The sequence below is a fragment of the Liquorilactobacillus satsumensis DSM 16230 = JCM 12392 genome, from assembly GCF_001435195.1.
Classification (GTDB): Bacteria; Bacillota; Bacilli; order Lactobacillales; family Lactobacillaceae; genus Liquorilactobacillus; species Liquorilactobacillus satsumensis.
In genome coordinates, this window is record NZ_AZFQ01000023.1 from 66,870 (window position 1) to 92,871 (window position 26,002).

The following is a 26,002-nucleotide window of genomic DNA, read 5'->3' on the forward strand; positions in this document are numbered from 1 at the left end:
AACTATCCCCCCCAATATAATATTTAAATAATACCGCATATTCAATCAGGGTTTCAATAAAAATAAAAAAAGCCTGTCTCTTTTAAAGACAGACTTTACATTATTTAATTAAACGTTTGATAGTCCGACATAGATTGATCTATTGCCATTTGTCGATAAAATCCAGCTTTATCAAACGTTCCAATATTCTTGGTTGCACCTATCTGCATTGACATAAGACTTAACAGCTTATCAAACTTGTTATTCATGTTCTCTAATTGATTCTTTAATTTTCCAATTTCACTGTTAGCAGTTGTATTGGTTATAGTTTGATTAGTAGTTGAATCATTTTTGGCTAACCTAGTAATAGTTTCACCAAGCAACGTGTACGCTCTGGAATTGTCCTGCAACTCAAGTGGAATAACCATCTCTTTGTGGTTACCTTCGCCTAATCTAGCTATCTGTTCTTGGTCAATTAAGCCACCATTAGCATAGCCGTGACCATTACCTAAGAATGACATCGAAGGCCCGTATGTTCTTATGGCATAGTGGATTCCAGCCAGTAAATCATCGTATCCGTTAAAGATATCCTTATGACCAGGAAAAGCATTAGCAATAAATGTAGCTCGTTTAGTCTGCATAAGTCCTAGAGCTGGTCCCGAACCATCACCATCAGGGTCGGCACCGGGCTGACGTGCATTAGGATTGCCACCAGATTCAGTATTAATCTGACGTAATATTCTTGCTACCATATCCGCACTTGTAGAAGCATTATTAGCCCTTAAAGCTCTGATAACGTCATCTTTCCAGCGCTGTACTCCAGAGCCACCTGGATTGCCATGACTTCCGCCGCCAGCGTCTCCCTCATCTGAAAAAAGACTCTTAACCCATTTAATAGCGCCACTAGCAATAGTTTTAGGCAGCCCAGTTATTAAATCTTGAGCTAGCTCAATCTTAGAACTTAGACCGCCAACCATCTTGTCAAAGATACCAGATAGAAAGTCAATCGGGTGTGCAATAATTTTATCGGCATCCTCTAGTAAATCTTTACCTTTATCCCAGATACCCTCAAAGAATGAACCAATCCCACCAGCATAGCCGGGAATACCTAGCATCTTAGCCAGACTAGCACTCTTTTCACCATCAAGAACTGAAGTACCTTTAGGAAGTGGCAAGACCATATTTCTATCTTTAGGGAACATACCTATCTGACCATTAGGAAGCCTGTACATCTCTCTGTAGTTGGCACCTTGTCCATCATTAACTAAAGCTAATCCACCTTGGTGTGTGTCTTTCGTACCTTGAGCATAAGCTGGTAATGGAATGCTCCAATTAGCTTTGATTTTATCCATGCCGACCTTGTCAAGAATCCAATTAATACCTTTTTTAATACCATCTAGTAAGGTATTGAAGGGCTTGATAACGCCTCTGACGATATCAACAAAACTACGATGAATAGCATCTATTGCACCCGAGACAACATCTTTAATCTTGCCAAAAATACTCTTAAAGATATTAAGCACATCGCCTAAACGTCCGCCAGTGATATTATTCAGCCAATCATATGCACTTTTGAAGATATTGCGCCAGAACGTAGTTAGGTCCTTAGCTATGTTTTTTAAATCTCCACCTATTTTATTCCATTTACCATGAATGATATCGGACCATGTACCAGTATATGCAGTTAAAACATTGTAACCATCTCTAAATGTACCTTTATGGTTCTTCCACATGTCTTGTGCTGTTTTTGCAGTGGCATTTTTCATGTCATTCCATTTGTTTCCAATGGTACCTACTGCTGACTTAGTCCAACCAGAAACCGTATTCCAACCATCTTTAAAGAATCCTTTAGTACCCTTCCATAAATCAGAAGTCTTTTTACTTACATCTGACTTCATATCATTCCATTTATTACCTACAGTTTTAGCTCCGTCTTTAGTCCAGTTAGAAACAGTGTTCCAGCCATCTTTAAAGCCATTCTTAGTAGACTTCCACATGTTTGAGCAAGTATTAGATATACCTTTACCCAAATTGCCAAACCATTTTGTTACATCTTTATAAAGGTTTGTGACAATACCTACTGTGTCCTTCCAAAGATTCTTAAAGAACTTAACAACATTTTTCCAGCAATCCTGTGCTGCTTTGATTAAGTCATTGACAAACTTTCTAAACTTAGCACTATGCTTATACAGGAGCACAAAACCAGCTACAACTGCTGAAATACCAAGTACAATTAAGCCAAAAGGATTCATATTAGCTACTACATCAAACACTTTCTGTGCCGCCGTAGCTGCCTTAGTTATAATCTGATACTTCTTGAGAGCGCCTACTACTACCATAATGTTCTTACCTAAGCTAACTGCACCACCTAAAACCTTAGCCCCGAATAATCCAGTAACTAGTAATGTGGTAATCGTTTTAATCGCTGTCTTGTGTGCCGCAATAGCTTTAAACGCACTTGAAAGTTGCTTAAGTGGGTCCTTAGACCTAGATGCTCCCGATGCCATGCTGCCAAAAGCTACCCCGATGCCTTTAACTGCTCCCGCAAACATACTCCAAACAGTGCTACCAAATGTTTTAGCAATAGATACAACGCTTGAAACTATACTAGATACATCTTTCTGGTGAGCTACTAAATAATTTACTAGTCCTGCTAACTTACCTGATAATTGCGCAATTCCTTTACCTAGATTAGCTACTGCCGTTTGTGTTGCCTTATTGTCAAGAGCCTTAGATAATGCACTGAGTCCAGTAGCAGATACCTTAACCAGTGGCTTCATTAAAGCAGTTTGTGTATCTTTCCATGATTGCTGAATATGTTTCATAGCACCATCTGACGTGGAATTAAACTTATCTTTGTTCTTGCCATAATCAGCAGAAGCTTTAGAAAGCAAATCATTAAACTGCGAACTAGTCATCTTACCTGAAGCTACTAAAGCATTAAAGCTCTTAGCACTTTTACCACTAGCTTTTTGTAAGGCGTTAGATAGCCCTGGAGCCGTCTTAGATAATCTACCTAATGATTGAGTAGTAACTTTACCAGACATATAAATCTTAGATAAACCACCAGCAAAAGCGTCTGCCTGTGGACCAGTTAACTTAAGGTTATCTGTAATGGAACCTACACCTTTAGCAAGTTTGTTAGCTTTGTCCGCCGAGCCTGTCATAGAGTAGAACTTAGTTTCTAAAGCTGCAACACTATCGCCAGACATGTTAGTGTTTTCTTTCAGGTCTTTCATGTTAGCACTCATCTTGTCTACATCTTTAGAGCTTGCACCCATATTCTGTAGTCTTGATGCAACTAAGTTAGCTGCCTTAGCACCTTCATAGCCGTTTTTTGCAATCCCACTAAAAGCATTACCTACATTTTGGAGTCCACTAATAATAGCAGCACCGCCAACAATAGACTTAATCCTATCATGTACTTGCGCTGTGCGTTCTTTTAGCTTATCTTCTTGCTTAGAGGTATCTTTTAATTGAGATATAATGCCACTAAATAAACCATGTGGAGCAGACTTAGAAAGTTCCTCATTAACAGAGCCAATTTTAGACTTGGTTGATGCCATCTTAGCGCCTAAGTCATTTACTCTTTTAGCTTGGTTAGCATAGGCTGTAGATGCTTTACCAGACTTTTCAGCAGTTTCTGCTAATATCTCTTGTTCTTTTTTAAGTAAGTCGTTTTGCTTAGACAAGGATTCTTGTAATCCAGTTTGCTTAGCCTTAAGTGCTTCTGTATGGTTACCTTCTGCTTCCAGCTTATTAACCAGTGAACTAAGTACAGTCTCTTGATTTTTCATAGCTACACTTAAATCAACTACTCCACTCTTTTGAGTTTCCATAGCCTGCTTAGCCCGTTCTTGTTGTGCCTGCAAACTAGCTAATTTAGTGGTTGCCTTGTCTATCTGGTCTTGATACTTAAGGTGAGCCTGAGCACCTTCTTTAGTCTCTACATTTAAGCCCTGTTGCTTCTGTTTCAAGGCATCTATCTTAGATTCCTGAGCTTGAATGGTGTTTCCTAGTCCTTCATACCTAGCCTTAGAAGCTTCCAGATAATCACCAGTAGACTTAAGCATGGCTTCATTAGCTTTCCATGCACTATTAGCCGAGTTAACTGCTTGAGTAAGACTCTTAATAGATTCAGAAGCACCTAATGTATCAAGAGCAATACTAGTAGCCATCGTTGCACTAATTTTTTTATCAGCCATTGGTTTTATCACCCCTTCTATTTTTTGATAATAAAAAAGACAGCTCTAAAGGCTGCCTTCATTTTTTTGCTTTCTTGATAAACTGCATTGGATCAATTGGACGTTCTTTTTCTTCTTTAGCATTCATAATTTCATTCATTCTATAATAATCTTCATTCTCATAATCAGAAGGTAGAATGTGAAGATATTCCAATGATTGCTTTTCCGCAAAATCCATGTCCATTAATCTATTTTCCAACTTACGTACAGTTTCCCAAGGCTTAATTACTTTTTTGGTTTTTTGGCCACTTTTTCAGCAGCTTCCGGATCAATGCCCAGCATCTTAGAAGCAATTTTATTAGCTAATTCAACTGTTTCTTCAAATTCCATTTCTTCTAATTTTTCATACTGCTTGTCATTAAGCTTAAGAGTCTTTTTGACATACCCCTCAACTTCCTCAGTCATTACCAAGAAATCCTGCAATTGCTCTTTAGGCTCCTTGCTCTCCATATCCTCAGACTTAGCCAAGAATAACTGCATTTTAACCGTTGATCGCATATTTGCATTAGTTGGTTTAAAGGAAAACTTTCTACTGAATTGTTTTACATAAAGCTCCATACTCTTTACTCATCCTTTCACTCTTCGTCTCACCTGCCACCTTTTGGCTTGGTACGTCTCTGTTACTAAGATTATTTACCCGTTGTAGTAGTCGTAGTGGTACCTGTAGATCCTGTATTGGCAACGTACCCACCGAATACTTCTTTCATCATAGCTGCTTCATCAAAGCCCTCGTCGCCTGTGTAGTAAATCTTATATGGTTCATTGTCCCAAACACCGGCTGCCAAAGCTGAATATGTCATGTTGTCATCTTCCCGTGTTTCAGCTGTAGCAGTATCAGTAGCTACATTCTGAGAAGGTGCTGAAATAATTCCATTAGCAAATCCAAAATAAATTGAATTAGCGCGATCCAATGTTTGACTTTCAACCATGACAGCAACGTGTGGTTTGGATCCTCCATAACGATAACCACCTTTGCCATCAGAAATATTCCCTAAGATTTTTTGCTTGATTACGAAATCAAGATTATTAAAATCTAATGCAACGCTGGGAGCGGATGGCCCAACAACCACATCCTGAGTAACATTATTACCTGAAATTTTGGTTATGCTACCTTCCAGTCCAGTAATATTAGCTGTTTTCGATCCTAACATTGTTGAATCTACTTGCACTATTCCTGTTGAAGATAGTCCTTTAGAAGCATCCGTAATTAATTGTTGTGTCTTGATATCTACAAGACCAAGAGTAACCATTTTTAAACCAACAATAGCCATGTTTATTAACCTCTTCCTTATATTTTTTTGTTTTGTGTAAAATAAAATGTTTGTGTCAATTGTTTCGTATCTGGATCCATAGATTCAGTAATAGGCTGCGGAACTAACCAATTAGCCTTTACGAAAGCATTTAAAAGAGCCAACTGAATATCAGAAGGTTCTACATCTAAATCTATTTTGTAAAATATCTGTACTTCTACTTGCCTTTTTAAAGTATGAAAAACATTGTTTCCTTCATCATCTAAATTTATATTCACATTTTGGATAAAAATTACTGTTTTTCCAGTCTCTTCTATCAATTCTTCAGGCAAATTAGTTGTATAAATACCATCAATACCGATTAAATCAAGTGATTCTATGAGGCTTTGAGCTTCATCTGTTGCTTTTTCCACTCAATCACCCCTCTTTTCCCTTTAAAATCCGCTGATATTCATCATGTTCTGCTTGTAAAATTTTATCCTGTACCTCTTTTGAATCCTGAACATTAGTAATAAAATGGTCTGCTTTATATTTCTTAGTTCCATCGTTCAATCTACGTGCATTTTCAGCGTGATAACTATCAAAACCAACTGTAGAAACTCCATTTTTATCACCATCTATATCTTTATCCTGAGAAACTATGCTATCTGCCATATGTCCCCAGACCTTATCGTTATGATTTGAATAATGTTTCTCTCTAGTGGCTTTCTCTAATTGTTCCTTATAGACATCGGCACCAGCTTTAGTAATTTGCTGAGTTTCTTTAATATTGAGATTCGTTTGGGCTTTAACTTCTCGCATAAATTCACTTAAAGCGTCATCTAATCCAGCCATTAACTAAGCACCGCCCTTTTTAACTTTTGCAATAGTAATTAAGTCGTATGTGATATAGTCATTTGAATCATCTACGGAAATATCTTTAATATCATAGGAGTCCCCGCTAATCTGGACCTTCATAGTATCTACAAGTTTTGAATTATGTCTTACAGCTATGATCTTGGTGTCTTGTAACTCTGTACCTTGGAGCATGTAGGTCTGAGTAAGTGTCCTCTTAATATCCTTGTAGTGGAGTGTAAACTGCTTTACAAAGGTAGGAACATTAGCACCACTAAACTTATTTTTAACGCTCTGCACACCACCAAAATTAGCTTTCTTGACCATGTCTGAAGGTGAATACCTAATTTGTGGCATCTGGTAACACCTGCGCTTTTAAGTGAATCAGCATTAGCATTGTTCCAGCACTTAAACCAGTAGAAAGAGTTCTATCATAGTAGAATTGAGTAACAACTGTTTTTAAGCATCTGTCATAAAGTACATTACCTGACAAAGTAGAATCATCTTTCAATCCTAAACTATCCAGTATTAATGACTTAGAATCCAATATTAAACTAGCTACTAGAGCAGTGTTGTCTTCATCATCATCTAAGTTTAGCTCTGCTACCATCGTGTTAGTATCTACTGCCAATCTGTTCACTCCTTTCTAATAACCGCCCCTATTAAAGTATTATGATTTTCTAAAGCGATTACATTTCACTATTGGATTTTATTTACCAGAAGTTGTTGTGGTCGTACCTGTAGCTGGTGTAAATGTAACAAACTTACCAGCAGCATCATCTGCAACCTGAAAATCAGCTCGTAGATATACAGAGGCTTTATCTCCCCAAAGATCATTGTCAGTCCACTTAACTTCGATGTCATCCTTAAATGCTTCAAGGACAAACGCATTAAGGTCACCAATGAACAAATGGTTTTCTCCAACCTTACCTAGAACAGTGTCAGGAACTGGGATTACAGGAGCACCAAATAAAGTTTTACCACTTGCTGCGGAAATTGAATCTTGGAATAGATAACGCCCATTACCATCTTTCAACTTATCAATTTCCGCATAAGCTGATTCAGAAACAACAATCATCTTTGTATAATTTGAAAGTCCTTTGTTAAAGGCATCTTTCAAATCGTCAGCTGTTGCTGCTGATACCGCAGTTGCTTTTTGCAAAACCGATCCGATCTTCTCCTGCTCCGTTAGCGCACGTGCATCTGAAACATACTGAGCAACGATAGAAGGAATATCCACGGCTGCATCACTAATAGTTTCATAAGATACCGGCAATACACCAGCCAACGTTTCAAGATTATAATCAACTTCTTTAATACCAAAGTCCGCCAAATCTGGATTATTAGCCAATTCAGCTTTAGATACCAATCGTGCAACATTCTTTTGTAAAACTGGTAAATCGCCTTTAGGGCTAGTAACTCGTGATTGATTTACATATTGCGCTAAATTTGTTGGATCATTAGGCTGATCTACCAAGTCAAGAATCTGTTTTGGAATAACAGCACCTAATTCAGCTGTTGTTACACCATCTCTGATTTGTCCTTTAGATTTCATAAAATTCAAAAATCCACGTACTTCTTTATTTTTTAAATTTACTTTAGGTGTGACATTCTTCATCTTATTTCTGCTCTCCCCTTTTAAATGCTTGTCTAAGCTATCCTGTAACTGCCCATCTCCATCATCTCTAGCATCCTCTGTATCAGCGGCATCTTCTGAACTTGAGTCCGAAGCATCATCTGCTAAAGGATTTGAAGCAGGATAAGGTTTATCAGTTGCTTGCATTTCGTCAGCAGTTACCCACTTATGATTTTTGACTTCCGCGCTGCCATCTGTCGGCCAATAATCAACTTCATATGCACCATCATTGACTGAATCTACCTTTGCAATAGCACCTTGCATTCCAGGCATATGATCAGCTGATAAAATTACTACATCACCAACATTAAATTGAGGTTGCTCATTATCTGTCATTTGGTCATCATTTCCATTATTGTTTTCATTACTGTTTTCATTTTCTTGCAGAGTAGTAATCTGCTCTGTTAGATTTTGAACCTGCGAAAGCAATGCATTCAAAGTATCTGAATCTGCACTGTTTCCAGTTGCTCCCACATCTCTTTTTTTGTTTTTCAATTTTTCCAAGCTCCTTTCAACATTTACACTGGTTTCTGTATAAGCCGGTAAAGGACAAATACTAATCTCAAACAGTTCATCTATTCTATAAATCGTATGAATTGGTGTCCCTTGATCATCTTCACTCCAGTCATCACCCGAAATAGTAAAGCCGAAACTACAGCCTTGATAATTACCATTAAGAATATTAGTGTAAGTATCATTTCCCAGTTGAGTATTTGGTAAAGTAGCTTCAAATCTAAGCCCTGTATCATCAACAGTTAAAGAAAGATTATTAGCTGTTACTCTAGCTAAGGTATTATTAAAATCATGGTTAAATAACAGTAATACATTACTTAAATCCACACCCTCAAAAGCATGTGGATCTACGTACTCTATGAATCCACCTAAATCTTCGCTGGGTTGATTAAAGACAACTGCATATCCTGAAATAGTTTTATCATCTGGATTACTGGCATCTCTCACTTTAAACCTAGCATCAATTGTGCGCACATCTTTGTTTTTAATTAACATGTTTCTTCTAAATCACTCCTTTATTTTGTAATGCTATCAACGCCTTTTCTGGCGGAACAACTGGAGTCGTCCCTGTAGTAAGTTTAGAAATGTTGTCAACAAATTGTTGGTTATCAATATCGATAGCCGAAGTAACATCCAAATTACAATCACAATCAAACTTAGCTTCCAGTTCACTCTCGATTGGTTTCATATAACTTTGAAGAGAATCAGCATAAAGTGATCTAATCTGTTCAATATTAGATTGTTGAGATCCTTTTGAACTATCAAGATAACTAGCATCAATACTAAAAGCCTTTGCAATTTGCGTTTGCGATATAGAAACATTAGAGAGAAACTTCGCAACGTCCGCATTAATTTGAATCGTTTGAATATCTAATGACTGATCCATAACCGCCACTCTACCGGCATTATCTCCACCCAATTTAGTTTCATACTCGTTCCTAATTTTTTCTTTAGCTTCTGGACTTAACAAACCAGCTGGAGATTTCAAAACAACGTTAGGAAGAATAGCGTGCTTCAAAGTTGAGAGAGTTAACTTATTAGACAATTCCTGAGTGTTTAGCTCTGTTGCTAAACTAGTCAACGGTGAAATGCCTGAATACTGCAAAGCTCCCTGCGAATTAAAAGGCATAATCCTAAAATGAAGCATATTTGAACTATTAACTTTGACTATGCCACGTTCATCTTGATAATTAACTTCGTATAGTAGATCTATTGAACAGTCAAGAAGCTCAATTTGTATTTGAGATAACGGAATATTCTCTAAACTAACTGGATTGCCTTTATCGTCTCGTTTAATTACTACAAAAGCGTTTCCATTTAATAATAGATTGGCTACCACGGTTTCCCAAAAACCATATCCATTAATCAGTTTACTAGGTCTTTTATACAAATTCTTAAGCTGTATGTTCACTGTTCTTAAGTCACATGCAGCAACATCAGCACTTACTCGGTGCACAATACTGAAAATATCAGAGTTCGTTAAAGCATAATCTGCGTTAACTATCTCATTCGGTATTGCTATACCATTAGAAATTTTAAATGGCATAAAATTACCAGAGGGAATATACTGTGAACGTGTTTTTCTAATCTTTTCAAATGGATTAATTGCCATTTACTTACTCACCACCTTGCTGCGGTTGGAGAATATAGGCTAAAATAATCAGCATGACACCAGCCACTATTAATCCAGCTACAAAATTGAGGGCAAAAGCTGCACAAGTAAAGCAAATCATCCCTAAATCTACTAAGATAAAACTGATATTAGCAGCAACTACCGTCCAAAAATGGTTATTTTTAGTCATCACTAACCTTCTTTCTTACTCTTCTATTATCTTTATCGATTGCTAACACTAGATTCAGCTTAAAAAGCATTATTTTTAAGGTAATATTGATCAATATCTTCTTGTTTCATACCTTCAAATGGGTTTTTATTATCTTTTCCTTCTTCTTTTTCATTAGTAAATTCCGTAAAATGCCACATACCCTCATAAAAAGCATCAATAAGAGCATCGACCATATCAATCTTTGCGCTCCTCATGTTCTTATCAATTAAAATCCCGTTGTCTTTTGATGTCAGTACAGCATTCGATAACCCAGCCTTCATAACCCTATCATTTAAGATCTTGATATTTCCCTGATAAAAGTTATCTTGTACAAATTTAGTTGGCTCACTCAGACTTTTTGCACCTTGCCTAATGGCCAGCAATGGAACAACATCCTCAAATTGATTATTAATCATTCTAACAAAAGTACCTGTGTTCCACTGATCGTAACAGAACGCTTTGACATTTAATTTGTATCCTTCTATAAACTTCATCATCCAGTTATATACTTGATCTTGATCTACTGTTCCAAATCGGTTCGATGAGATAGTGCAAAATCCCTCTTGCTCCGCATGTTGATAGTTAATAGCATCTTGTTTACTCTTTGCCTCGATTCCACCGGCCATCTTGGTTGGAATCCAACTATGCTGATAAACAAAATATTTGTTATTGCTTTTATCATCTTCATAAGGGAACACAAAAACTAAACTTGTATCATCATTAGCAAGAGATGCATCGAATCCCACGTAGCAAGACTTTTTATGCATATTGAATTCTTTTATGACTGCCTCTTCAATACTAGATAACTCAACATAACTATTCTTCTTGGCATTTTGCCATCGATTCATATTCTTTACTAGGAATTTGGGAAGATTACCAGCAGCTACTTGTTTGTTTCTTTCAGTCAACATACCTGCTCGCAGTTTAATTTCCATAGCTGGTACTTCCATTAACGGATTGCTCTTAATCCATGTTTCAGGTTTAAAAGCCTCGTCATCTTTGTCCTGTTCCCAGCATAAGAACAAAACTTCATTATCTAAGTTACCTTTTTCGATTGATTCACTATAAGCAGTATAATCTTCCCTCATTGGAACTCGCGGATCTGTGCCAGCGGTACTAATTATAATTACCTTGGCAGTAGGGTTTTGCACGTTTCCACTAGAGAAACTATCAATATAATCTGTTGACCTTTGCAAATGATATTCATCAAAAATAGTTGTACTAGCATGGACCGAGTCGCCCGTAGTTCCTTCACTAGAAAACTTTTTTAAAAAGGTATTACTAGAATCAATTCTCATCTCTTGAGAATTATCAACTACTATATCTTTTAATTGCTTAAACCATTTTGTTTTTACTAGAGCATGCCAAGCTTTCCTAGTATAGTTGTATAGGGTTTTAATCTGCTCATTAGTGTTAGACGCTTCAACGATTTGTCTACTTGAAACTGGCATTCCTAAAAGAAAGTCTCTTAAAGCTAAACTAGAAGCAATCTGAGTTTTACTATTGGTACGTGCCATACTGAGATAAACAGTTTTAAATCTTGCGCCGTTTGTTTCTGTATCTATCCAACCATCAATCATGGCGTAAATAAATTTTTGAAACTTGGCCAAAGGTAGAACTTTATCTGCCGAAACATCCGGAATCATCTGAGCAAAATTAACCATACCCTGAGCTTTATCAGCTGAATATTCATAAGGAAAATTATTGTTGCCTATCTTCTTCAAGTCCTGTAGATGTCGCAAACAAGCTAATTTAATTAACTTGCCTGCTAGTAATCTACCTTCTAAAACATCTAAACAGTAATCCATAGCATCATCATTATATTTTAAAATGACGTTTTGATATTCTCTCTTATTAAATTTCATTAAGCACCAAACGCCTTTCGCATCTGATCAAAGGTAGGTGCATCTTTATCTCCATCATCAATCTTTAACAAGCTCGCACGACTTTCTGGATTTAATCCAAGATCAGTAGATAGTGATCTTATTTTTGCCGTACAATCATTGATAATCCCAACTGAGGGATTTTTCTTGTAACCACTAAAATCAGTTTTCATTTCTCCAGTAGTAGGACTAACAACTGTCCTATAAACAGCTTGAACCTGTTCATGTTCTTGCAAATGTTCATACGCTTTTTGATACATTTCAATATTGATGCAGAGTAAAATAACAGTCTGTAAATCTGCCTGTTTAATATATTTTGTTTCCGCTAATATAGGCTGAAGCTGTTTGTAAATATAGCGGCTTTTTCCTTTTAAAATTCTTGGTGGACTAACTTGCAGTGACTGCATATTTTTAGTTGAATCAATCAACTTTTCCGTTCTATCACGTTGATCTTTTCTATCTGATTTATCTGTTGTTAATTTATTTTTTCTTCCCACATACTTTCTTCCTTTCTTTGATTAATTTTATTGCTTTGTCAAATGCCTATACCCCCTACTGAAAACTTTTTAAAATTACAATTTTTTTGTGTTTGTGAATTATTGGTGTACGCTCCCTCTTAAAACGCTGCTAGGGCGGGGTATTTTAATCCTTCACCTCTTTATCGCACAAGTATACTTGATTCAAATAAAAAACAAGCCTGTTTTTAGGCTTGCTTGCTATTTTAATAACCTCAACGCCTGTTTATTCTTGAGGTTTTCTAGTTGAAGCTCAACTTGATCCACTTGCGTCTTACCAACCTCATTAACAATGTCCAGCGCACATTCCATTACTTTTGTCGATACATATGGATAGTAAGCACCTAGCTCTTGCATCAACTCTTCTTTACGTCCATCATTCTTTAATTGCTTGTCCATTCTTACAACCCCTTGTATCTTTTCAACTCATACTGCTTGATTTTGGAATACATACTCTTACCGTTCATTCCTGCTTTGATCTCTGTTAAGTCCGACTTAATTACTGCTAAATCTTTTTCAATTTTACCAAGTCGTTCTGCTTCTGTTTCTGTTGTATTTGATTTTCTTGTTGTCATACTATTCAATCCTTTTCTTGATATATTTCTTCCAGTTTTCTTTACTAATGTGTGCTATCTTATTGCTCCCATTATTTCCATTGGCTATGATCTCTTCTAACTTTGTTTTCAAGCTGTGGCATCTATAACATAACGTCCATAAATTATCAGGCGATAAGCGTTGCTGCAATGTACAATATTTCAGTGGGATAATATGATCAATAACTTTTCTGTTAGTAACTGCATTACCACATACTTGACAAGTAGCCATATCTCTTGCGTAAATATATTCCCTGCTTCTGGACCATTGTTTCGAATGATAAAATGCATTGCGCTCTGAGTTTCTTTGGCTATCGTTATATTTTTTATCAGCTAATTTCTTTTGCTTATTACTTATCGGTCTAGGTTTCCACTTATGAAGTGAAGCATGTTTGACACAGTACCGCTCACTCATAGGTACTAAACGATTACAAAGTAGCTGTCCGCATCTGTGTAGCTTCACGTTTCAATCGTCTCCTTACGTAGTATTCATTCTCATAGATACAGTTAATTAGCTTATATTTCTCTTTGTTGGGCTGACTAGCATAATTCTTTAGTAATTGTTTTGGATTAACTGGGTAGTCTGCATAAGCTCCTAGAATGTCATTTAAAAAGCTTTTGTGCTTATTAATTATCGACTGCATCAAATCATCTGAATAATTTTCGTTTTCAATAAACCCAATTAATTCAGATAACCTCTTTGCTGTACTTAAAAATTTCTCGTCTTCTTTGTTGATAACTAAATTAACAAAACGTTGCCTATGTCTTTTGCAAAAGGCCTCAATGTTCTCTATCTTCTTTTTAAATTGTTTTTCAGTTATACCAAGTCTTTCCCTCGTCTCTATCTCACCATAAAGTAAAGTTAGTGATATAAAATCTCTAGTTGATTTCTTGCGAAGTAATTTTGGTAATAGTTGAATTACTCTTGCAGTATCAGATCCCTTAGAATTAGCTACATTGCTTAAATTAATAACAAAGCTATCATTAATCCCTAGTTTCAGCATATCGACTGTCTCTGACTCACGTCTTCGTTGCTGGCTGATTTTCTTTCCAACATCTTTGGCAGCAAAAGTAATCTTCCAATTAAAAACAGAGCTATTATCAGCCAAAGACTGTATAATTTCTTGATCATTGTAGCTTCCTAATCTGTGCTGCAATATCTCATCTAATAACAAAGACTGAGCTTCAGCATCAGAAATATAATAGCTATTAGCCAATTGATGTACATTAGTGATAAATGTACGGCTATTAATTAATTTTTCTTCAACTGTTTTCATCATTAGGAATCATCTCAATCTTCTTCTGGCTTTTGAATCACTAGACTCGGTGCATTAATAACAGCCTTAGCTGCCACATATATTGCATCTTTTTCAAGATCCAGTGATTTTATAGCCCCAACTATTTTCTTCTTTTCGTTCATCGTTAGTCCAATACTTTTGATCTGATACTTTACTCTTTTGCTCAGACGCTTAGACTCCTTAATCTCGTGATCCGTGCGCCGATATGTATCTCTTTCAAAGGCAGCTCGTAATAAACCGTATTCCTCATCTTTTTTCATTTTCTCACTCCCTCTTTTTTAATTCGTTAATACGTCAGATAGATAATCTAAAGTTTAAATTTATATACACAAAAAGGACGGTTACCTTTTGGCTACCGTCCTTTAGAATCCTGATAGATTCACATTACTGATAACGGAGCCATCCGATGTTTAAAACACTGTGCACTTTTTTCAGATGTGCTAACTGTACAAACAATTTTTAGGTTATGCCGAGCGAGGTTTCCAGTCCCAGCTTAATAACAGCTTTTGCTGACCATACTTTAAATCGAATAATATATTATACGTTCAATTCACCAAATGAATAATTAATCTGTATAACTCTTTCTTACACACTTATTATAATCCCCATATTGCGTTCAATATATCCTTTGAAACACTAATTCTCTACTTTATAACAACAAAGCCTTTTTTCATAATTAACCTCTTTCCTGCGGTAAACTGGTGTAGCCATGAACTTAAGTGTGTTACGTGACATATGCTGTCGTTCCGATATCTCGCGCAATGTACCGACATCTATAAATTGATCGCCCCGATATAAAGTATATGTTTTCTCTCTATTACTCAATGACTACAACCCCTTTATATTGCCCCCATAAGCATCCGCTTAGATTTTTTAGATTAGTGTCGTAACAAAATATTTTACACAAGTCCTGCTTTCTTAAGCATATTACCCAATGTTGCCCTTTGAGCAACTGTCAGATTTTCAGCATCAGGCTCCCAACTATCCTTGAAATTCTCTGAGCGTAAAGTAGCTTGCAACTCTTGAGAAATTAGATCATACACAGTATGTTCATTTCTAAAATTTAATTTTAGTTTTTCTAACTCATCATTTAACTTTTTATCTTGAGCAAGTAAGTTAGAAAGCCTAATCTTTTGCTCAGTAGTTAAGATATTTTCTTCACGGATATCGATCAATTCGTTTATTTGCGTTCTAACATCATTTATCCGATTAAAAGTTGCCCCAATATCTTGCTCCATAGTATCCATTGTTTTCCCTGAATCATGAAGCTTTACCATGACCAGTAATATGTTCTTATTTTCAATCATCATCTAATCTCCCTCGTTCACTTTGTAAATTATCATTGCACAATACTCAGTAGTTTCCCCATTACTAGCAATAGCAAATTTAATGTCTTGCACTAACTCGCTTGGCATATTTACTAGCACTTCTTGTACTTTCCTATCTAGGCTTTGTGGTAAGCCAGCATGAATTGTTTTTGTTCTAATCATTATTTCCCCTCATTTCATTTTTTATCATATATTTCAATCAATCAATATACTAAGTTATTTTAGAATCCTTGCTTCCCAATCGATACGCTGTCTGTTTTCTTCCATCCATTCACAAGCTGGCTTAGCAAAAATGACGAATTTTGTTCCTTTGCCATGAGCAGGTATTAGCCAGCCACCATTTTTTACATCTATTTCTTTTTTGAATGGTGCAAAAATAAAGGTTGAAACCCAAGGCTTATCTTTCCCACCGCAGCAGGCTTTGCGGAATTCATCAATTCCCCATGTATGCCCTGAGAGTTCATTGCTAAGCATTTCATCAGCTAAATCTCGAACAGTCTCTCTTAAAAAAATTTTCAATTCTTCCTCGTTGATTATAGAAGCCATACAACTCATCCTCCTTATTTTGATACAGAATTAGCTCCATTACTCTATTAAAGTTACAAAAATACTCTTTAGCACAGCTCTATATTCATTTATTGTCATTTTCTCCGTAGTAGCCAAAGCTTCTTCAAAAAAGCTTTCTCCATAGCAAAGCCTTTTAAGCACGCCTAATTGAATATCATCAAGTTTTGCTAAACGATCTTCGGAGCCTTCAAATAATTCATTGAAAACTTGCAACTCAGTATCGCTATTCGGCATCTTATTTTTGTGAATAGACATCTTCTTTAAAATACTTCTAATTTGGTCCGTAGTTTTATTTGACCCTTCCTTAGTATAAAATGCATCTTTAAGAACATTTCTCTCCTCATCTGTTAAATAAGATAAACGAATGTAAAACTCTATTGCGTCCTTTCGCTCATAACCTTCAAGTTCTAAAAAATGATGATCAAAAAAGTACCATCTTCGTTTTAAAGTATTTCTTATATTCCAGTTATTCCAATAACCCTGACGGTACTTTTGCCTTGTACTTTCAATGTCAATCACTTAAAGCCCACCTCCTACGAAATTAGATCCAAAATGTTTTTCAAATTTTCATTAACATTTTCGCTAGCATGAGATGCAGGTTCAGGTTCTAAATTATATTTCCACGAAGTAGCCTCTTCAATCTCTGCTATTTCTTCTAAAATTTTCTTTGAAGCAATCCTGCTACATTTTTTACCATGCTTTAGTAATAAAACATCTTCACAACGAATTTTCTTCAAAATGGGTACAAAATTCTTATACTTGAATTTCAGAACATTTATTGCCCAGTCAATATATTCAAGATGAGAGATATAGTTAATGACTTCTTTATCAATTGGCAATAATTTGGCTCGCGTACCATCTTCGTTGTATCCCATGCAGCTACTAATAAAGGGTTGATGATTGAATCTATACTCAATTCGCTTTTTGTGACACCTAAGGCGTTTTATTTTAGCTGGGATATTCATGTACTCCTTAATTAGTAAGACGTCTAGTTCATCCATAATGCACCTCTTACGGGTATTTAAATTTTGTCGTCCATGAATTTTAATAAGCAATGAATATCCACATTCAAGGAAAAGATAAATCTTCTGTCCCCATTGCTTCCAATCCATCCGTTATCTTGAGCAAACTTTCTAAGCCGTTCTGAACAATTTAGAAAATCATTATTATCGATTTCGTTTTGAAATTTTCTCCTCCTCATGTGCCTTGACAATTTGATAAATTTCAAAGGACAATTCAGGGCTAAGTGTGACTTTAGCTGGGTCAAACTCTTTTCCATTAGCATCAAAGTTTCTAAAAACCATCTTGCTTATATCCGCAACTCTTGTTGTTTTTTGGGGCAGTATGATCATTCCTTTCTATACTAAAAACATTTGATACAATAACCTTTGGGAGGTGATTGTATGAATACTGTTTTGATCGAATCGATAGCTCGGTTAATTGGTCCTAAAAGACCAACTCATACTTCTCGCATTGATGAATTGAAAAAACTGACAGGCCTTGATGATTCATCTTTAAGAGCTGATCTTGCTACATTACAAGCTATGGGATACTTAACAGTCGGATACGCTAATGGTAAAATCAAGCTTATTTCAGTATCCAATATTTTTCCCCAATAGCTTACTTGGAGTTCCACTTATATGGAGCTCCTTTTTCATAGAGATCCATTATTTTTTTGGGGCCTTCTTCGTCTTCTTCTTTCTTATCTCTAAACTCTTATCTCTAAACTCTGGTGTACGTTTGTCGTACATTTGTACACTATTGATAAAATCATCGAAAGTTGTTGCGTCATGTGACGTCACACTAACGTCACTCTCAATCTGCTTAGTTCCGCCGTTCGGCATGTTTACACTTCTAGGTGTAAACACAAAGCTCGCCTTCGACACTCTTGTCGAAACTTTAGCGCCAGATGCGGCGGAAAGATATTTAATATTGATTTAAAATCCGTTATCTCTCAGAAGGATAAGGAAAGGAATTCTGAGGTCGTTTTGCACAACCTCGGATTTACCAAGGCACAGATTTTTACACTTCCAGATGTAAACACAAAATCAACATTTTCTTCAAAATCTTTGAATTTTTGCTTAACTACAGTTCTGTGTGGCTCATCATCGAAAGCTCTTTTGCCATTCCCAAGAGTAAGTGCATAGTCGTCGTATCTTCTTTTGGTCCCGTTGCCACTTTCAACGACCGTACCTTCAGGTACACTCGTAAAATCAGTGCCATTTTCAAAATCTTTAAAGTTCTGTTCAACCCAAGCACTAAATCTCTTTTTGATTTTCAAACCTTTATGCAATTCCCTTGCTGAAACAAGTTGCTGATTGTCTTGTACTTTGATAGTTATTAATTGATTCATTCTCGATAACTTCTTTTAAATTTTTAGTAGTATAATTTAGCTGTTCTAGAAAGGTGGTGAACCCCTTTGAATATGCTTTCTAATGAGAGAATCGCACACGATCTAGCAGTTGCTTACGTTGCTGATGGTTGGAGAGAAAACGAAGTATCTGAAAAAAATTCTGTTTCTTTCTATTTGCAAACTTATAAAAAGTTTTTAGCTGAGCTTAATCGCCGGTCTTAGTGACAAGCCTTTCAAACAGTACTTCATTAGCGAGATGGAGTGCTGTTTCTTTTTGCTGGTAGCAATATTCCTGCCTATCTGAAAGAACAGACAATATATCTGAAACGATAGGACGTACGTCTTTGTGAGTTTCAAGCATTGCATCAACATCATTCTTGCGAAACGAGTGTTCGTTCATTATTTCTTCCTCCTTTCTGCCGACATCCACGTAACGTTGTAGAAGCGTTACTGTAACGTTACATTGTTACGCTTATTCTTCTGAATAGCTGTAATCTATCACCTTCTTTATTTAATGTGTCCTCTCCTTGGCTTTATAGATAATCGAAAAGCTTCTTGCTATTAAGCTTTCTAAGTCCCTTAGGTTGTTCAGGGGAGTGAAAACTAAGACTCTAAATATATAACTCGGCTTTAGCCGAGGGGGTCCCGCTTGCGGGGGAAAGGTTTACCTCTATCCTCTATCCTCTAGCAACATTCTTATCTTGTGGAGGTAAAGTTGTTATTTTACTATTAGATCCCCTACCCTGTTGCTCAGATATTTTCTTACTTAACTCATGTATTCTGTCTCCAAACGAATCAATAGGAACATCTGAATCTAGAAACTCAAGAGTAGCTTTATTAACGTCATTGTTATTGTGTTTCAGAACCTCGGTTATTAATTCATCTGTTATGAACTTAGAAGTAGGCACAGATTTTCTACTTTTAGTAGGTTCCCCTTTCGGACTATCCTCTCCTATTGCTTGACTGACCTTACTGAACTTCCTGAACTCACTACCCTTAACTTCCTTAACTATCTGAGTACCCAAGTTGTCTCCGTTTTGGTTACACTTCGTATCTTTATTGGATACAGCTTGTATCCTATTTGTATCCAAACTGTATCCATTCAAATCATAATCAGGTTTTTCCTTTAATTTGTACCAACCACTGTCATTCAAAATTAACTCATCTTTTTCGTCTCTATGAGTCGTTTCGTGATATCTATCCTTTTTAATTTGATTATTTGCATTCCAATTCATAATGACAGATACTCCATTTTCAAATATATGAACAAAACCATTTTTACGTAAACTATCCAAATCATCATTTGTGGCACCACATAGTCTTTGAGTCATCTTTACCCTAGAAGTAAAACCGTCATCATCTGCATTTAAACTTAGTTGAACATATAAAATTTGTGCCTGAGGTGTAAGTTCTAGAAAATCATCAGCTTGAAGTTCGTCAATAGAAAACATTCTTCTCTGTGCCATATAACTAGGCCTCCTCTCGTGCCCTATGTTGTGTTTTATTAACCATCAAAGCTTTTATACCTGCACCAGTAATCAAAGCTTTAATTGCTTGATATTCCATTCCTAGTTCAAGCAAAACAGCAATCTTTTGTTTCATAAGATTAACCTTGTTCAATTCAGCAGCTGAAAGATATTCAGTTGCAGGTGTACTTTTTGGTACGCCCCTTTCACGCTTAATTTGAGTTACATTTTTACCAAGGGTAGTTTTATAAACTAGTTGGTTGAAATAGGTAAATGCGTGGCTATCTAAATCCTCACGAGCCTTTATTGCATCATTCATTATCGAAGTAGTTAATTTCCCAGCTTCACGCTTAATCTGACGTTCTTGAAGTTCTTTGTCTTTTGCAAAGAACTGTTTCACCAAATTAAATTTGAATTGAACAACTTGCTCTGTATTATCAAGTAGTGTTATTAGAAAAGTAGCTTGTTCTCGGTTAAGGCTATATTTTTTAACTGGTCTACCGCCTTTTGAACCTTTAATTGGTTTACGCATTTCAAATGCCAATACCCCAAATTTTTCTATCTCTTTTTGATGATTACGAATCATCTGTTTTGTCGCATGAAGTGAGTTACCAGAATACTCCGCAATAATTTCATCTGTCGTAAACGGTACTGCATTTAACGAAAGATCTTTGACAAAAACAAGTTGATTATTCATTGCTATCACCAGCTTCATCAGGGCAGATATTATTTGAAATGCAGCCAATTGCTTTTGCAATCCCTTGTAGCACATCAACTGTATTTCCAAAAGAATTACTATCTATAAAATGATTCAAAATAAATTTATCGCCTTGTTTAGCCGCGTAATTAATATAATCAAAATAGTCAGTAATTGTCCGTAACTCTTGCTGAATGTCGGTAAGATCACATGCTTTTTTATACAAATATTTTTCTGTAACTTCCTTTTTATCAATCTTAATCATGTTATTTTCCTCCAAATTTGTTATAATTAGAGGCGTAAATACTTTATATATAGCGTCTTGCTTAAACTCGCCAAAGTTTACTAAGCAAGGCTTTTTTGTATTTACACCCATTTTCTTACTCCCTAAAATTCAAATTGAGACACAATCCCCACCCTGCTAAAAAACCAATTGCTACAAGAATTGTTGTCGCTATTAACCAACCCATCTTTCCTCTACCTCCTTAATCATTTTTAACAATGTGTTGTGCAAACCATTCTTCCGCTGCTTGTTGGTCAATACGCTTTAGTGTGCCAACCTTAACTACTGGCAAACCAACTTCAATAAACTTGTAAAGCGTATTGTAACTTCCAATATTGAAGAACTTTAATGCCTGACTGTAATTCATAAAGCGAGGTAACTCATTTTGCATTGTTTTTCATCTCCCTAAATACTATTACTACAATTGGAAACGCTATTACTATCTTGATTTTTCCTTTGACTGCTCCCGCACAGTACAGATTAAATTTTATGTTCTTCAACAAATATATCGATATCTCGAATGTCAATTCGTTTTACTGAACCAATTACTGTTACTTTTAAACCAGTTGCAATAAATCTGTTCTTTAATGTATTTACACTTTTGATATTCAGATACTCACAAGCTTGTTTCATCGTTAAAAATCTAGGATATGTTTTTACTGTCATTGATTTCCAACTCCTTTCTGCTATAATTAGTTGGCAGGAATTGTAATATTTGCCTATCAACAATCATATTTTATCATTATCACGAACAATTGCAATGTAAACCTATCAATTTATGTAATGATTATTTATAACTTAGGAGGAAACTAATTGATTAAATTTCATTTAAAGAAAATTTTAGAAAAAGAAAATCTTAGTATAAATCAAGTAAGTCATGATACTGGTATTAATCGAGCTTCACTTACCAGCATGTCAAACAATTCTATTAGTATGGTTAGACTTGAAACTTTGGATACTCTTTGCAACTATTTCACTATTGAGCTAGCAGAGTTAATCACTTTTATTCCTGATGATTACATTGTTCAGGTACCCCTGCAGCCCAAAAATGGCGAGTGGATATATGCTTTAGCTACTAGAAAACCTATTATAGAAAATTCTGAAAAAAATGGCGTTATGTATAATGCCGACTTAAACGAAATACCTTTTATCGTCTATTTACCTGAAAAATACGCTGCATTTAGTTTTTGCTCTGTCGGTATGCCAATAAGACCAGTGAAAACAAAAATTGAAAAAGAATTAAACTTCGATTTTAAGAAAACCAAAAAATGGTTAGATTTTTTGACAAAAGAACAAGCTCTCAATATTTGTAAGCAGGTAATTACTGTGTTCTTAAACAAATATGCCAAAAGAAAAAACATTGAAATACTATCAGTAATGTTTAATGCTGACAATGTACGGCAAGAAGTTATGTCTTCTTTTGTTTTTAATGTTAATAAAAATTCTAATGGAGAACTTAGTCTAGAACTGTTAAAATCAGTTTAATCTTCTACATAACACTGCCCCTGCACGGTACGCTATGGAGGAAAATACCGGCTACTACCAAGAAGTATATTGATAAAAACGGTAACACTCGTTATCAATTTTAAGTTTATTCAGACATTGGTCTAACAGTTAAAAAGGCGTGTGAAAAGGGTAAACATACTCAGATACTAATATAGGGGGGTGAAAATGATTGCTTCTTTTTTACAATACAAAACTAAAGCAGGCAAAAAGATGTGGATGTATCAAGCAGCCATTGGTGTAAATCCTGCTACTGGTAAATCTATACGTACAACTAAACGTGGATTCGCTACAAAACATGAAGCTGAGGCTGCTTTGAGACGTAATCTGTTGAATGTAGATAACCATGGTTATAGTGAAAATCGAAATTTGAAGTATCAAGATATTTATGAGTACTTCATCAAGGCATATAAAAACACGGTTAAGGAGTCTACCCTAAACCGTGTTCTTGGCTTGTTTAAGCATCATATACTGCCAGCACTAGGAAAGTATCGAATTAAGGATATAAGCACTCCTATGTGCCAAAATATCGTAAATCAGTGGGCTAGTGAACTTGTAGACTTCCGTAAGATTAAAAATTATGCTGGTTTAGTCTTTAAAGAGGCTAAACGGCTAAAGATTATTTATGATAATCCTATGGAGCTAGTTACTTTGCCTAAACCGGTTAAAAAAGTAGGCAGCGAAAAATTTGAGAATTTTTGGGATAAAAATGAATTAAAACTGTTTCTTGAATGTTTGGATAAAGAGTACGAGGAATCTAATTACAAGGCAGTTGCCCTATTTAGATTATTAGCATTTACTGGAATGCGAAAAGGCGAAGCCTTAGCTTTAACATGGGCTGATTTTGATTTCATACATAAAACACTTGCTATTAATAAGACGGTAACTCGTGCTGTTGATAATAAGATGATTGTTGGAACGCCTAAGACGCCTAAATCAATTAGAACACTTGATCTTGATTCAAAAACTACTGCTATAATACAACGCTGGCAGAAACGACAACGTAAAGAATTGTTAATCCTTGGATTTAACGCTGATAACCTAAACCAACTCGTTTTTTCAAGTAATCATAACGGCCTACTAACAACCAGCAAACCAAATAAATGGTTGGATCACATTATCAAAAAATATAACCTTAAACATATCGGAGTTCATGGGTTAAGGCATACGGCTGCTAGCCTATTCTTCGAATCCGGAGCCACTATTAAACAGGTTCAAGAACAGTTAGGCCATGCCGACGTTCAGACTACTTTAAACATTTATACTCACGTGACTAAATATACAAAAAAACAGACTATCAATAAATTATCGAAGTACCTCGGTTTTTGAAATTACTTCAAATATACTTCAAATTTATTGTAGTCCGTCTACAAATACTACCATATCAGCGATAGCATTGTGTGAGGTATCAACCCCACGTGGCGCATTAAACTAATTTTTTGTGAAAGCCTCATACTGATTGAGGCTTTTTTATTGCCCTATTTTTGACCTTTCTAGGCCTAGCAACAGACTTTGTAACGCTTTCTTTTTAATGATAACATTCACGCTCTGTTTTTACCAAAATAATAGGCATAACCATAGCTGACTCTTTTGCGGATTACAGCCAAAAGAACTCTTAATTGATCTTTTTCATTCAAGCTCTGCCAACCTCAGTTTGAACAATTTTTTTCAATAAAAAAGCCTTCCAACCAAGCAGAGCTGAATCGTCTGCTTAACTGGAAGGAAACAACGTAAACACTAAAGCGTCTTTTCTTTGACAATATCATTCTTAATATCATCGTACTTAACATTATCCATTCTGTAAGAATCCTTCACTGAAATCTTGGAGATCTTCATATCAGGCCTTTGCGGAAAAGCCGCGCCGTCTGCATGCTGAATTGTGTTATTCTCTGGATTATTCTCACTTACAATTACCAGATGCCCGCTGCCTTGAACAGTTGTTGCGACAGCATCTTCACTCTCTTCGTTAGTAGTTCCAATATAGACACAAAACTCAGATTCGTCTCCAATGATTAATTTTAAATTCTCTAAGACTTTTGCCAAAAAAATCACTTCCTTATAGTGGACAAAGGCGTCATACATCACCAGTACGACGCCTTCTAATTAAGTTAGTTACATTAAATTAATTCAAAATTTTATTACAAGAACCAAAGTCAAATTCTAGCTTCCAAGATTCTGCCCCTACCTCTACAGAATCATTACAGCTCCAAAACTGCGCCCAAATTATGAAAGATCAAAAAACTCAATACTGATTTGTAAATTAAATAACGCTCAATATGTAATAATTATACCATTGATGCAGTTCAGTTGGCAATTTTTTGCTCACGCTTCTTAATTTACCTCACTTTTCTTTTACAGTAGCCCCATAATTTTTACAAAGTTACAGCTTGTAAGCTTGTCTTTCTCCCAAACCCTTTTTATTTTTATGAACTGGTTCTTTTGTTTGACCTTTTTTGACCAACGGGTTAAACTAGCAATACAGACGTTAGAATGCTAAACTAAAAACGTCAATTAATTAATTTGAGGAGGTTTCAGTTCATGAATTTAGTTCCTACAGTAATTGAACAATCATCTCGCGGAGAACGTGCCTACGATATCTACTCACGCTTGTTAAAAGATCGGATTATTATGCTTTCCGGTGAAGTCAATGATGACATGGCAAATGCAATCATTGCGCAGCTGCTTTTCTTAGATGCACAAGATTCTGAAAAAGATATCTATATCTACATCAACTCTCCTGGTGGCAGTGTTTCGGCTGGATTGGCAATTTACGATACAATGAATTTTGTCAAAGCTGATGTTCAAACAATCGTAATGGGAATGGCAGCTTCAATGGCCAGTGTACTAGCGACTGCTGGCGAAAAGGGCAAACGTTTTGCCTTACCAAACTCAGAAATATTGATCCATCAACCATTAGGTGGAGCGCAAGGCCAAGCAACCGAAATCAGTATTGCGGCTGAACATATTTTAAAAACCCGCAAACTGATTAACAAAATTTTATCCGATGGTTCTGGTCAAGATATCGAAACCATCAATCATGATACTGAACGTGATAAATTCATGACGGCTTCTGAAGCTGTCTCATACGGTTTAATCGATGGGATTATGAAGAATAAAAAAGAAGTCAAATAAGCTGGTTTAATGCTTGGATTGTCTATAATCAGGTAATTCAAATAAGGCTAGGGGCTGTGACAAAAGTTAACTTTTGTCACAGCCCCTCTTTTATTCCGGATAAAC

Annotated in this window: 34 protein-coding genes and 1 pseudogene; 4 read left to right on the forward strand and 31 right to left on the reverse strand. The window is 35.8% G+C overall.

Annotated elements, in window-relative coordinates:
- Window positions 1–104 precede the first annotated feature (104 nt).
- The 23 genes from FD50_RS03000 to FD50_RS03100 form a co-directional block, all read right to left on the reverse strand.
- Window positions 105–4,184 carry a tape measure protein gene (locus FD50_RS03000; RefSeq protein WP_056960181.1) on the reverse strand — a complete coding sequence of 1,360 codons (4,080 nt, stop codon included), beginning with the start codon at window positions 4,182–4,184 and terminating at the stop codon, window positions 105–107.
- Window positions 4,185–4,242: 58 nt separating this feature from the next.
- Window positions 4,243–4,422, reverse strand: coding sequence for a hypothetical protein (locus FD50_RS12640; protein WP_156653476.1), 180 nt, complete (start codon window positions 4,420–4,422; stop codon window positions 4,243–4,245).
- 26 nt (window positions 4,423–4,448) lie between these two features.
- Window positions 4,449–4,781, reverse strand: a complete 333-nt coding sequence (locus FD50_RS03005; protein ID WP_054756641.1) for a phage tail tube assembly chaperone — start codon at window positions 4,779–4,781, stop codon at window positions 4,449–4,451.
- A gap of 71 nt (window positions 4,782–4,852) precedes the next feature.
- Window positions 4,853–5,494 carry a phage tail protein gene (locus tag FD50_RS03010; protein ID WP_054756640.1) on the reverse strand — a complete coding sequence of 214 codons (642 nt, stop codon included), beginning with the start codon at window positions 5,492–5,494 and terminating at the stop codon, window positions 4,853–4,855.
- Between the two features lie 17 nt (window positions 5,495–5,511).
- The gene (locus FD50_RS03015; RefSeq protein ID WP_054756637.1) at window positions 5,512–5,886 is read right to left on the reverse strand and encodes a DUF806 family protein; all 375 of its coding nucleotides are present in this window, start codon (window positions 5,884–5,886) and stop codon (window positions 5,512–5,514) included.
- A 4-nt stretch (window positions 5,887–5,890) separates the two neighbouring features.
- Complete coding sequence (locus FD50_RS03020) at window positions 5,891–6,307, reverse strand: HK97-gp10 family putative phage morphogenesis protein (RefSeq protein ID WP_054756636.1); 417 nt, start codon at window positions 6,305–6,307, stop codon at window positions 5,891–5,893.
- A gap of 3 nt (window positions 6,308–6,310) precedes the next feature.
- Window positions 6,311–6,664, reverse strand: coding sequence for a phage head closure protein (locus FD50_RS03025; RefSeq protein ID WP_056960183.1), 354 nt, complete (start codon window positions 6,662–6,664; stop codon window positions 6,311–6,313).
- Entirely contained in the window at window positions 6,651–6,938 is a 288-nt protein-coding gene (locus FD50_RS03030; RefSeq protein WP_054756632.1) for a head-tail connector protein, read from the reverse strand. The genes FD50_RS03025 and FD50_RS03030 overlap by 14 nt, the downstream gene beginning before the upstream one ends.
- 78 nt (window positions 6,939–7,016) lie before the next feature.
- Window positions 7,017–8,951: a phage major capsid protein gene (locus FD50_RS03035; protein WP_056960185.1), complete on the reverse strand. Its 1,935-nt coding sequence runs from the start codon at window positions 8,949–8,951 to the stop codon at window positions 7,017–7,019.
- A 7-nt stretch (window positions 8,952–8,958) separates the two neighbouring features.
- Window positions 8,959–10,068 carry a phage portal protein gene (locus FD50_RS03040; protein ID WP_054756627.1) on the reverse strand — a complete coding sequence of 370 codons (1,110 nt, stop codon included), beginning with the start codon at window positions 10,066–10,068 and terminating at the stop codon, window positions 8,959–8,961.
- A gap of 4 nt (window positions 10,069–10,072) precedes the next feature.
- Window positions 10,073–10,258 carry a hypothetical protein gene (locus tag FD50_RS03045; RefSeq protein ID WP_054756625.1) on the reverse strand — a complete coding sequence of 62 codons (186 nt, stop codon included), beginning with the start codon at window positions 10,256–10,258 and terminating at the stop codon, window positions 10,073–10,075.
- Between the two features lie 59 nt (window positions 10,259–10,317).
- Window positions 10,318–12,144: a terminase large subunit gene (locus FD50_RS03050; RefSeq protein WP_056960186.1), complete on the reverse strand. Its 1,827-nt coding sequence runs from the start codon at window positions 12,142–12,144 to the stop codon at window positions 10,318–10,320.
- Entirely contained in the window at window positions 12,144–12,659 is a 516-nt protein-coding gene (locus FD50_RS03055) for a phage terminase small subunit P27 family (protein ID WP_054756616.1), read from the reverse strand. The genes FD50_RS03050 and FD50_RS03055 overlap by 1 nt, the downstream gene beginning before the upstream one ends.
- A gap of 219 nt (window positions 12,660–12,878) precedes the next feature.
- Window positions 12,879–13,076 (reverse strand): hypothetical protein, encoded by a 198-nt coding sequence (locus FD50_RS03060; RefSeq protein ID WP_054756614.1) that lies wholly within the window; start codon window positions 13,074–13,076, stop codon window positions 12,879–12,881.
- Between the two features lie 2 nt (window positions 13,077–13,078).
- Window positions 13,079–13,252 carry a hypothetical protein gene (locus tag FD50_RS12645; protein ID WP_156653477.1) on the reverse strand — a complete coding sequence of 58 codons (174 nt, stop codon included), beginning with the start codon at window positions 13,250–13,252 and terminating at the stop codon, window positions 13,079–13,081.
- Between the two features lies 1 nt (window position 13,253).
- A complete protein-coding gene (locus FD50_RS13020) occupies window positions 13,254–13,685 on the reverse strand; it encodes an HNH endonuclease (RefSeq protein ID WP_082610409.1) in 432 nt (143 codons plus the stop codon).
- Window positions 13,686–13,698: 13 nt separating this feature from the next.
- Complete coding sequence (locus FD50_RS03070; protein ID WP_056960188.1) at window positions 13,699–14,550, reverse strand: hypothetical protein; 852 nt, start codon at window positions 14,548–14,550, stop codon at window positions 13,699–13,701.
- An 11-nt stretch (window positions 14,551–14,561) separates the two neighbouring features.
- Entirely contained in the window at window positions 14,562–14,828 is a 267-nt protein-coding gene (locus tag FD50_RS03075; protein WP_054756607.1) for a hypothetical protein, read from the reverse strand.
- A 639-nt stretch (window positions 14,829–15,467) separates the two neighbouring features.
- Window positions 15,468–15,878 carry a hypothetical protein gene (locus tag FD50_RS03080; protein ID WP_056960190.1) on the reverse strand — a complete coding sequence of 137 codons (411 nt, stop codon included), beginning with the start codon at window positions 15,876–15,878 and terminating at the stop codon, window positions 15,468–15,470.
- Window positions 15,879–16,058 carry a hypothetical protein gene (locus FD50_RS03085; protein ID WP_056960192.1) on the reverse strand — a complete coding sequence of 60 codons (180 nt, stop codon included), beginning with the start codon at window positions 16,056–16,058 and terminating at the stop codon, window positions 15,879–15,881.
- Between the two features lie 54 nt (window positions 16,059–16,112).
- Window positions 16,113–16,442, reverse strand: coding sequence for a DUF771 domain-containing protein (locus FD50_RS03090; protein WP_054756600.1), 330 nt, complete (start codon window positions 16,440–16,442; stop codon window positions 16,113–16,115).
- Window positions 16,443–16,481: 39 nt separating this feature from the next.
- Complete coding sequence (locus FD50_RS03095; RefSeq protein ID WP_054756598.1) at window positions 16,482–16,982, reverse strand: hypothetical protein; 501 nt, start codon at window positions 16,980–16,982, stop codon at window positions 16,482–16,484.
- A 14-nt stretch (window positions 16,983–16,996) separates the two neighbouring features.
- The gene (locus FD50_RS03100; protein WP_054756596.1) at window positions 16,997–17,464 is read right to left on the reverse strand and encodes a hypothetical protein; all 468 of its coding nucleotides are present in this window, start codon (window positions 17,462–17,464) and stop codon (window positions 16,997–16,999) included.
- A gap of 402 nt (window positions 17,465–17,866) precedes the next feature.
- Here FD50_RS03100 and FD50_RS03105 point away from each other — a divergent pair, with 402 nt between their 5' ends.
- Window positions 17,867–18,082: a hypothetical protein gene (locus tag FD50_RS03105; RefSeq protein WP_054756594.1), complete on the forward strand. Its 216-nt coding sequence runs from the start codon at window positions 17,867–17,869 to the stop codon at window positions 18,080–18,082.
- A 472-nt stretch (window positions 18,083–18,554) separates the two neighbouring features.
- On the opposite strand, the pseudogene FD50_RS03110 reads toward FD50_RS03105, so the two are convergent.
- The 7 genes and pseudogenes from FD50_RS03110 to FD50_RS03140 all read right to left on the reverse strand — a co-directional run.
- A pseudogene (locus FD50_RS03110) lies at window positions 18,555–18,816 on the reverse strand (antA/AntB antirepressor family protein); the annotation flags it as partial.
- Window positions 18,817–19,021: 205 nt separating this feature from the next.
- A complete protein-coding gene (locus FD50_RS03115; protein WP_054756590.1) occupies window positions 19,022–19,216 on the reverse strand; it encodes a hypothetical protein in 195 nt (64 codons plus the stop codon).
- Window positions 19,217–19,493: 277 nt separating this feature from the next.
- Complete coding sequence (locus FD50_RS03120; RefSeq protein ID WP_056960194.1) at window positions 19,494–20,282, reverse strand: hypothetical protein; 789 nt, start codon at window positions 20,280–20,282, stop codon at window positions 19,494–19,496.
- 4 nt (window positions 20,283–20,286) lie between these two features.
- Complete coding sequence (locus FD50_RS03125; RefSeq protein ID WP_056960196.1) at window positions 20,287–20,979, reverse strand: Rha family transcriptional regulator; 693 nt, start codon at window positions 20,977–20,979, stop codon at window positions 20,287–20,289.
- Entirely contained in the window at window positions 20,972–21,355 is a 384-nt protein-coding gene (locus FD50_RS03130; protein ID WP_082610407.1) for a hypothetical protein, read from the reverse strand. The genes FD50_RS03125 and FD50_RS03130 overlap by 8 nt, the downstream gene beginning before the upstream one ends.
- A 109-nt stretch (window positions 21,356–21,464) precedes the next feature.
- Entirely contained in the window at window positions 21,465–21,653 is a 189-nt protein-coding gene (locus FD50_RS03135; protein ID WP_054756581.1) for a MerR family transcriptional regulator, read from the reverse strand.
- Window positions 21,654–21,742: 89 nt separating this feature from the next.
- Window positions 21,743–21,928: a MerR family transcriptional regulator gene (locus FD50_RS03140; protein WP_054756579.1), complete on the reverse strand. Its 186-nt coding sequence runs from the start codon at window positions 21,926–21,928 to the stop codon at window positions 21,743–21,745.
- 147 nt (window positions 21,929–22,075) lie between these two features.
- On the opposite strand from FD50_RS03140, the gene FD50_RS03145 reads away from it, so the two are divergent.
- Both FD50_RS03145 and FD50_RS03150 read left to right on the forward strand, forming a co-directional pair.
- Complete coding sequence (locus FD50_RS03145) at window positions 22,076–22,747, forward strand: helix-turn-helix domain-containing protein (protein WP_056960197.1); 672 nt, start codon at window positions 22,076–22,078, stop codon at window positions 22,745–22,747.
- 186 nt (window positions 22,748–22,933) lie between these two features.
- Window positions 22,934–24,094, forward strand: a complete 1,161-nt coding sequence (locus FD50_RS03150) for a tyrosine-type recombinase/integrase (protein ID WP_275453080.1) — start codon at window positions 22,934–22,936, stop codon at window positions 24,092–24,094.
- A 408-nt stretch (window positions 24,095–24,502) separates the two neighbouring features.
- On the opposite strand, the gene FD50_RS03155 is transcribed toward FD50_RS03150, so the two are convergent.
- Window positions 24,503–24,808: a hypothetical protein gene (locus tag FD50_RS03155; RefSeq protein WP_156653478.1), complete on the reverse strand. Its 306-nt coding sequence runs from the start codon at window positions 24,806–24,808 to the stop codon at window positions 24,503–24,505.
- 495 nt (window positions 24,809–25,303) lie between these two features.
- On the opposite strand from FD50_RS03155, the gene clpP reads away from it, so the two are divergent.
- Entirely contained in the window at window positions 25,304–25,897 is a 594-nt protein-coding gene (gene clpP / locus FD50_RS03160) for an ATP-dependent Clp endopeptidase proteolytic subunit ClpP (RefSeq protein WP_054756571.1), read from the forward strand.
- Window positions 25,898–26,002 lie beyond the last annotated feature (105 nt).

Excerpts from the sequence above, each read along its gene's own strand:
- FD50_RS03000 (WP_056960181.1), bottom strand. The coding sequence starts at position 4,184 with ATGGCTGATAAAAAAATTAGTGCAACGATGGCTACTAGTATTGCTCTT.
- FD50_RS03005 (WP_054756641.1), bottom strand. The coding sequence starts at position 4,781 with ATGGAGCTTTATGTAAAACAATTCAGTAGAAAGTTTTCCTTTAAACCA.
- FD50_RS03010 (WP_054756640.1), bottom strand. The coding sequence starts at position 5,494 with ATGGCTATTGTTGGTTTAAAAATGGTTACTCTTGGTCTTGTAGATATC.
- FD50_RS03020 (WP_054756636.1), bottom strand. The coding sequence starts at position 6,307 with ATGGCTGGATTAGATGACGCTTTAAGTGAATTTATGCGAGAAGTTAAA.
- FD50_RS03025 (WP_056960183.1), bottom strand. The coding sequence starts at position 6,664 with ATGCCACAAATTAGGTATTCACCTTCAGACATGGTCAAGAAAGCTAAT.
- FD50_RS03035 (WP_056960185.1), bottom strand. The coding sequence starts at position 8,951 with ATGTTAATTAAAAACAAAGATGTGCGCACAATTGATGCTAGGTTTAAA.
- FD50_RS03040 (WP_054756627.1), bottom strand. The coding sequence starts at position 10,068 with ATGGCAATTAATCCATTTGAAAAGATTAGAAAAACACGTTCACAGTAT.
- FD50_RS03045 (WP_054756625.1), bottom strand. The coding sequence starts at position 10,258 with ATGACTAAAAATAACCATTTTTGGACGGTAGTTGCTGCTAATATCAGT.
- FD50_RS03050 (WP_056960186.1), bottom strand. The coding sequence starts at position 12,144 with ATGAAATTTAATAAGAGAGAATATCAAAACGTCATTTTAAAATATAAT.
- FD50_RS03060 (WP_054756614.1), bottom strand. The coding sequence starts at position 13,076 with ATGGACAAGCAATTAAAGAATGATGGACGTAAAGAAGAGTTGATGCAA.
- FD50_RS12645 (WP_156653477.1), bottom strand. The coding sequence starts at position 13,252 with ATGACAACAAGAAAATCAAATACAACAGAAACAGAAGCAGAACGACTT.
- FD50_RS13020 (WP_082610409.1), bottom strand. The coding sequence starts at position 13,685 with ATGAGTGAGCGGTACTGTGTCAAACATGCTTCACTTCATAAGTGGAAA.
- FD50_RS03070 (WP_056960188.1), bottom strand. The coding sequence starts at position 14,550 with ATGATGAAAACAGTTGAAGAAAAATTAATTAATAGCCGTACATTTATC.
- FD50_RS03075 (WP_054756607.1), bottom strand. The coding sequence starts at position 14,828 with ATGAAAAAAGATGAGGAATACGGTTTATTACGAGCTGCCTTTGAAAGA.
- FD50_RS03080 (WP_056960190.1), bottom strand. The coding sequence starts at position 15,878 with ATGATGATTGAAAATAAGAACATATTACTGGTCATGGTAAAGCTTCAT.
- FD50_RS03085 (WP_056960192.1), bottom strand. The coding sequence starts at position 16,058 with ATGATTAGAACAAAAACAATTCATGCTGGCTTACCACAAAGCCTAGAT.
- FD50_RS03090 (WP_054756600.1), bottom strand. The coding sequence starts at position 16,442 with ATGGCTTCTATAATCAACGAGGAAGAATTGAAAATTTTTTTAAGAGAG.
- FD50_RS03100 (WP_054756596.1), bottom strand. The coding sequence starts at position 17,464 with ATGGATGAACTAGACGTCTTACTAATTAAGGAGTACATGAATATCCCA.
- FD50_RS03105 (WP_054756594.1), top strand. The coding sequence starts at position 17,867 with ATGAATACTGTTTTGATCGAATCGATAGCTCGGTTAATTGGTCCTAAA.
- FD50_RS03115 (WP_054756590.1), bottom strand. The coding sequence starts at position 19,216 with ATGAACGAACACTCGTTTCGCAAGAATGATGTTGATGCAATGCTTGAA.
- FD50_RS03120 (WP_056960194.1), bottom strand. The coding sequence starts at position 20,282 with ATGGCACAGAGAAGAATGTTTTCTATTGACGAACTTCAAGCTGATGAT.
- FD50_RS03125 (WP_056960196.1), bottom strand. The coding sequence starts at position 20,979 with ATGAATAATCAACTTGTTTTTGTCAAAGATCTTTCGTTAAATGCAGTA.
- FD50_RS03130 (WP_082610407.1), bottom strand. The coding sequence starts at position 21,355 with ATGGGTGTAAATACAAAAAAGCCTTGCTTAGTAAACTTTGGCGAGTTT.
- FD50_RS03135 (WP_054756581.1), bottom strand. The coding sequence starts at position 21,653 with ATGCAAAATGAGTTACCTCGCTTTATGAATTACAGTCAGGCATTAAAG.
- FD50_RS03140 (WP_054756579.1), bottom strand. The coding sequence starts at position 21,928 with ATGACAGTAAAAACATATCCTAGATTTTTAACGATGAAACAAGCTTGT.
- FD50_RS03150 (WP_275453080.1), top strand. The coding sequence starts at position 22,934 with ATGATTGCTTCTTTTTTACAATACAAAACTAAAGCAGGCAAAAAGATG.
- clpP (WP_054756571.1), top strand. The coding sequence starts at position 25,304 with ATGAATTTAGTTCCTACAGTAATTGAACAATCATCTCGCGGAGAACGT.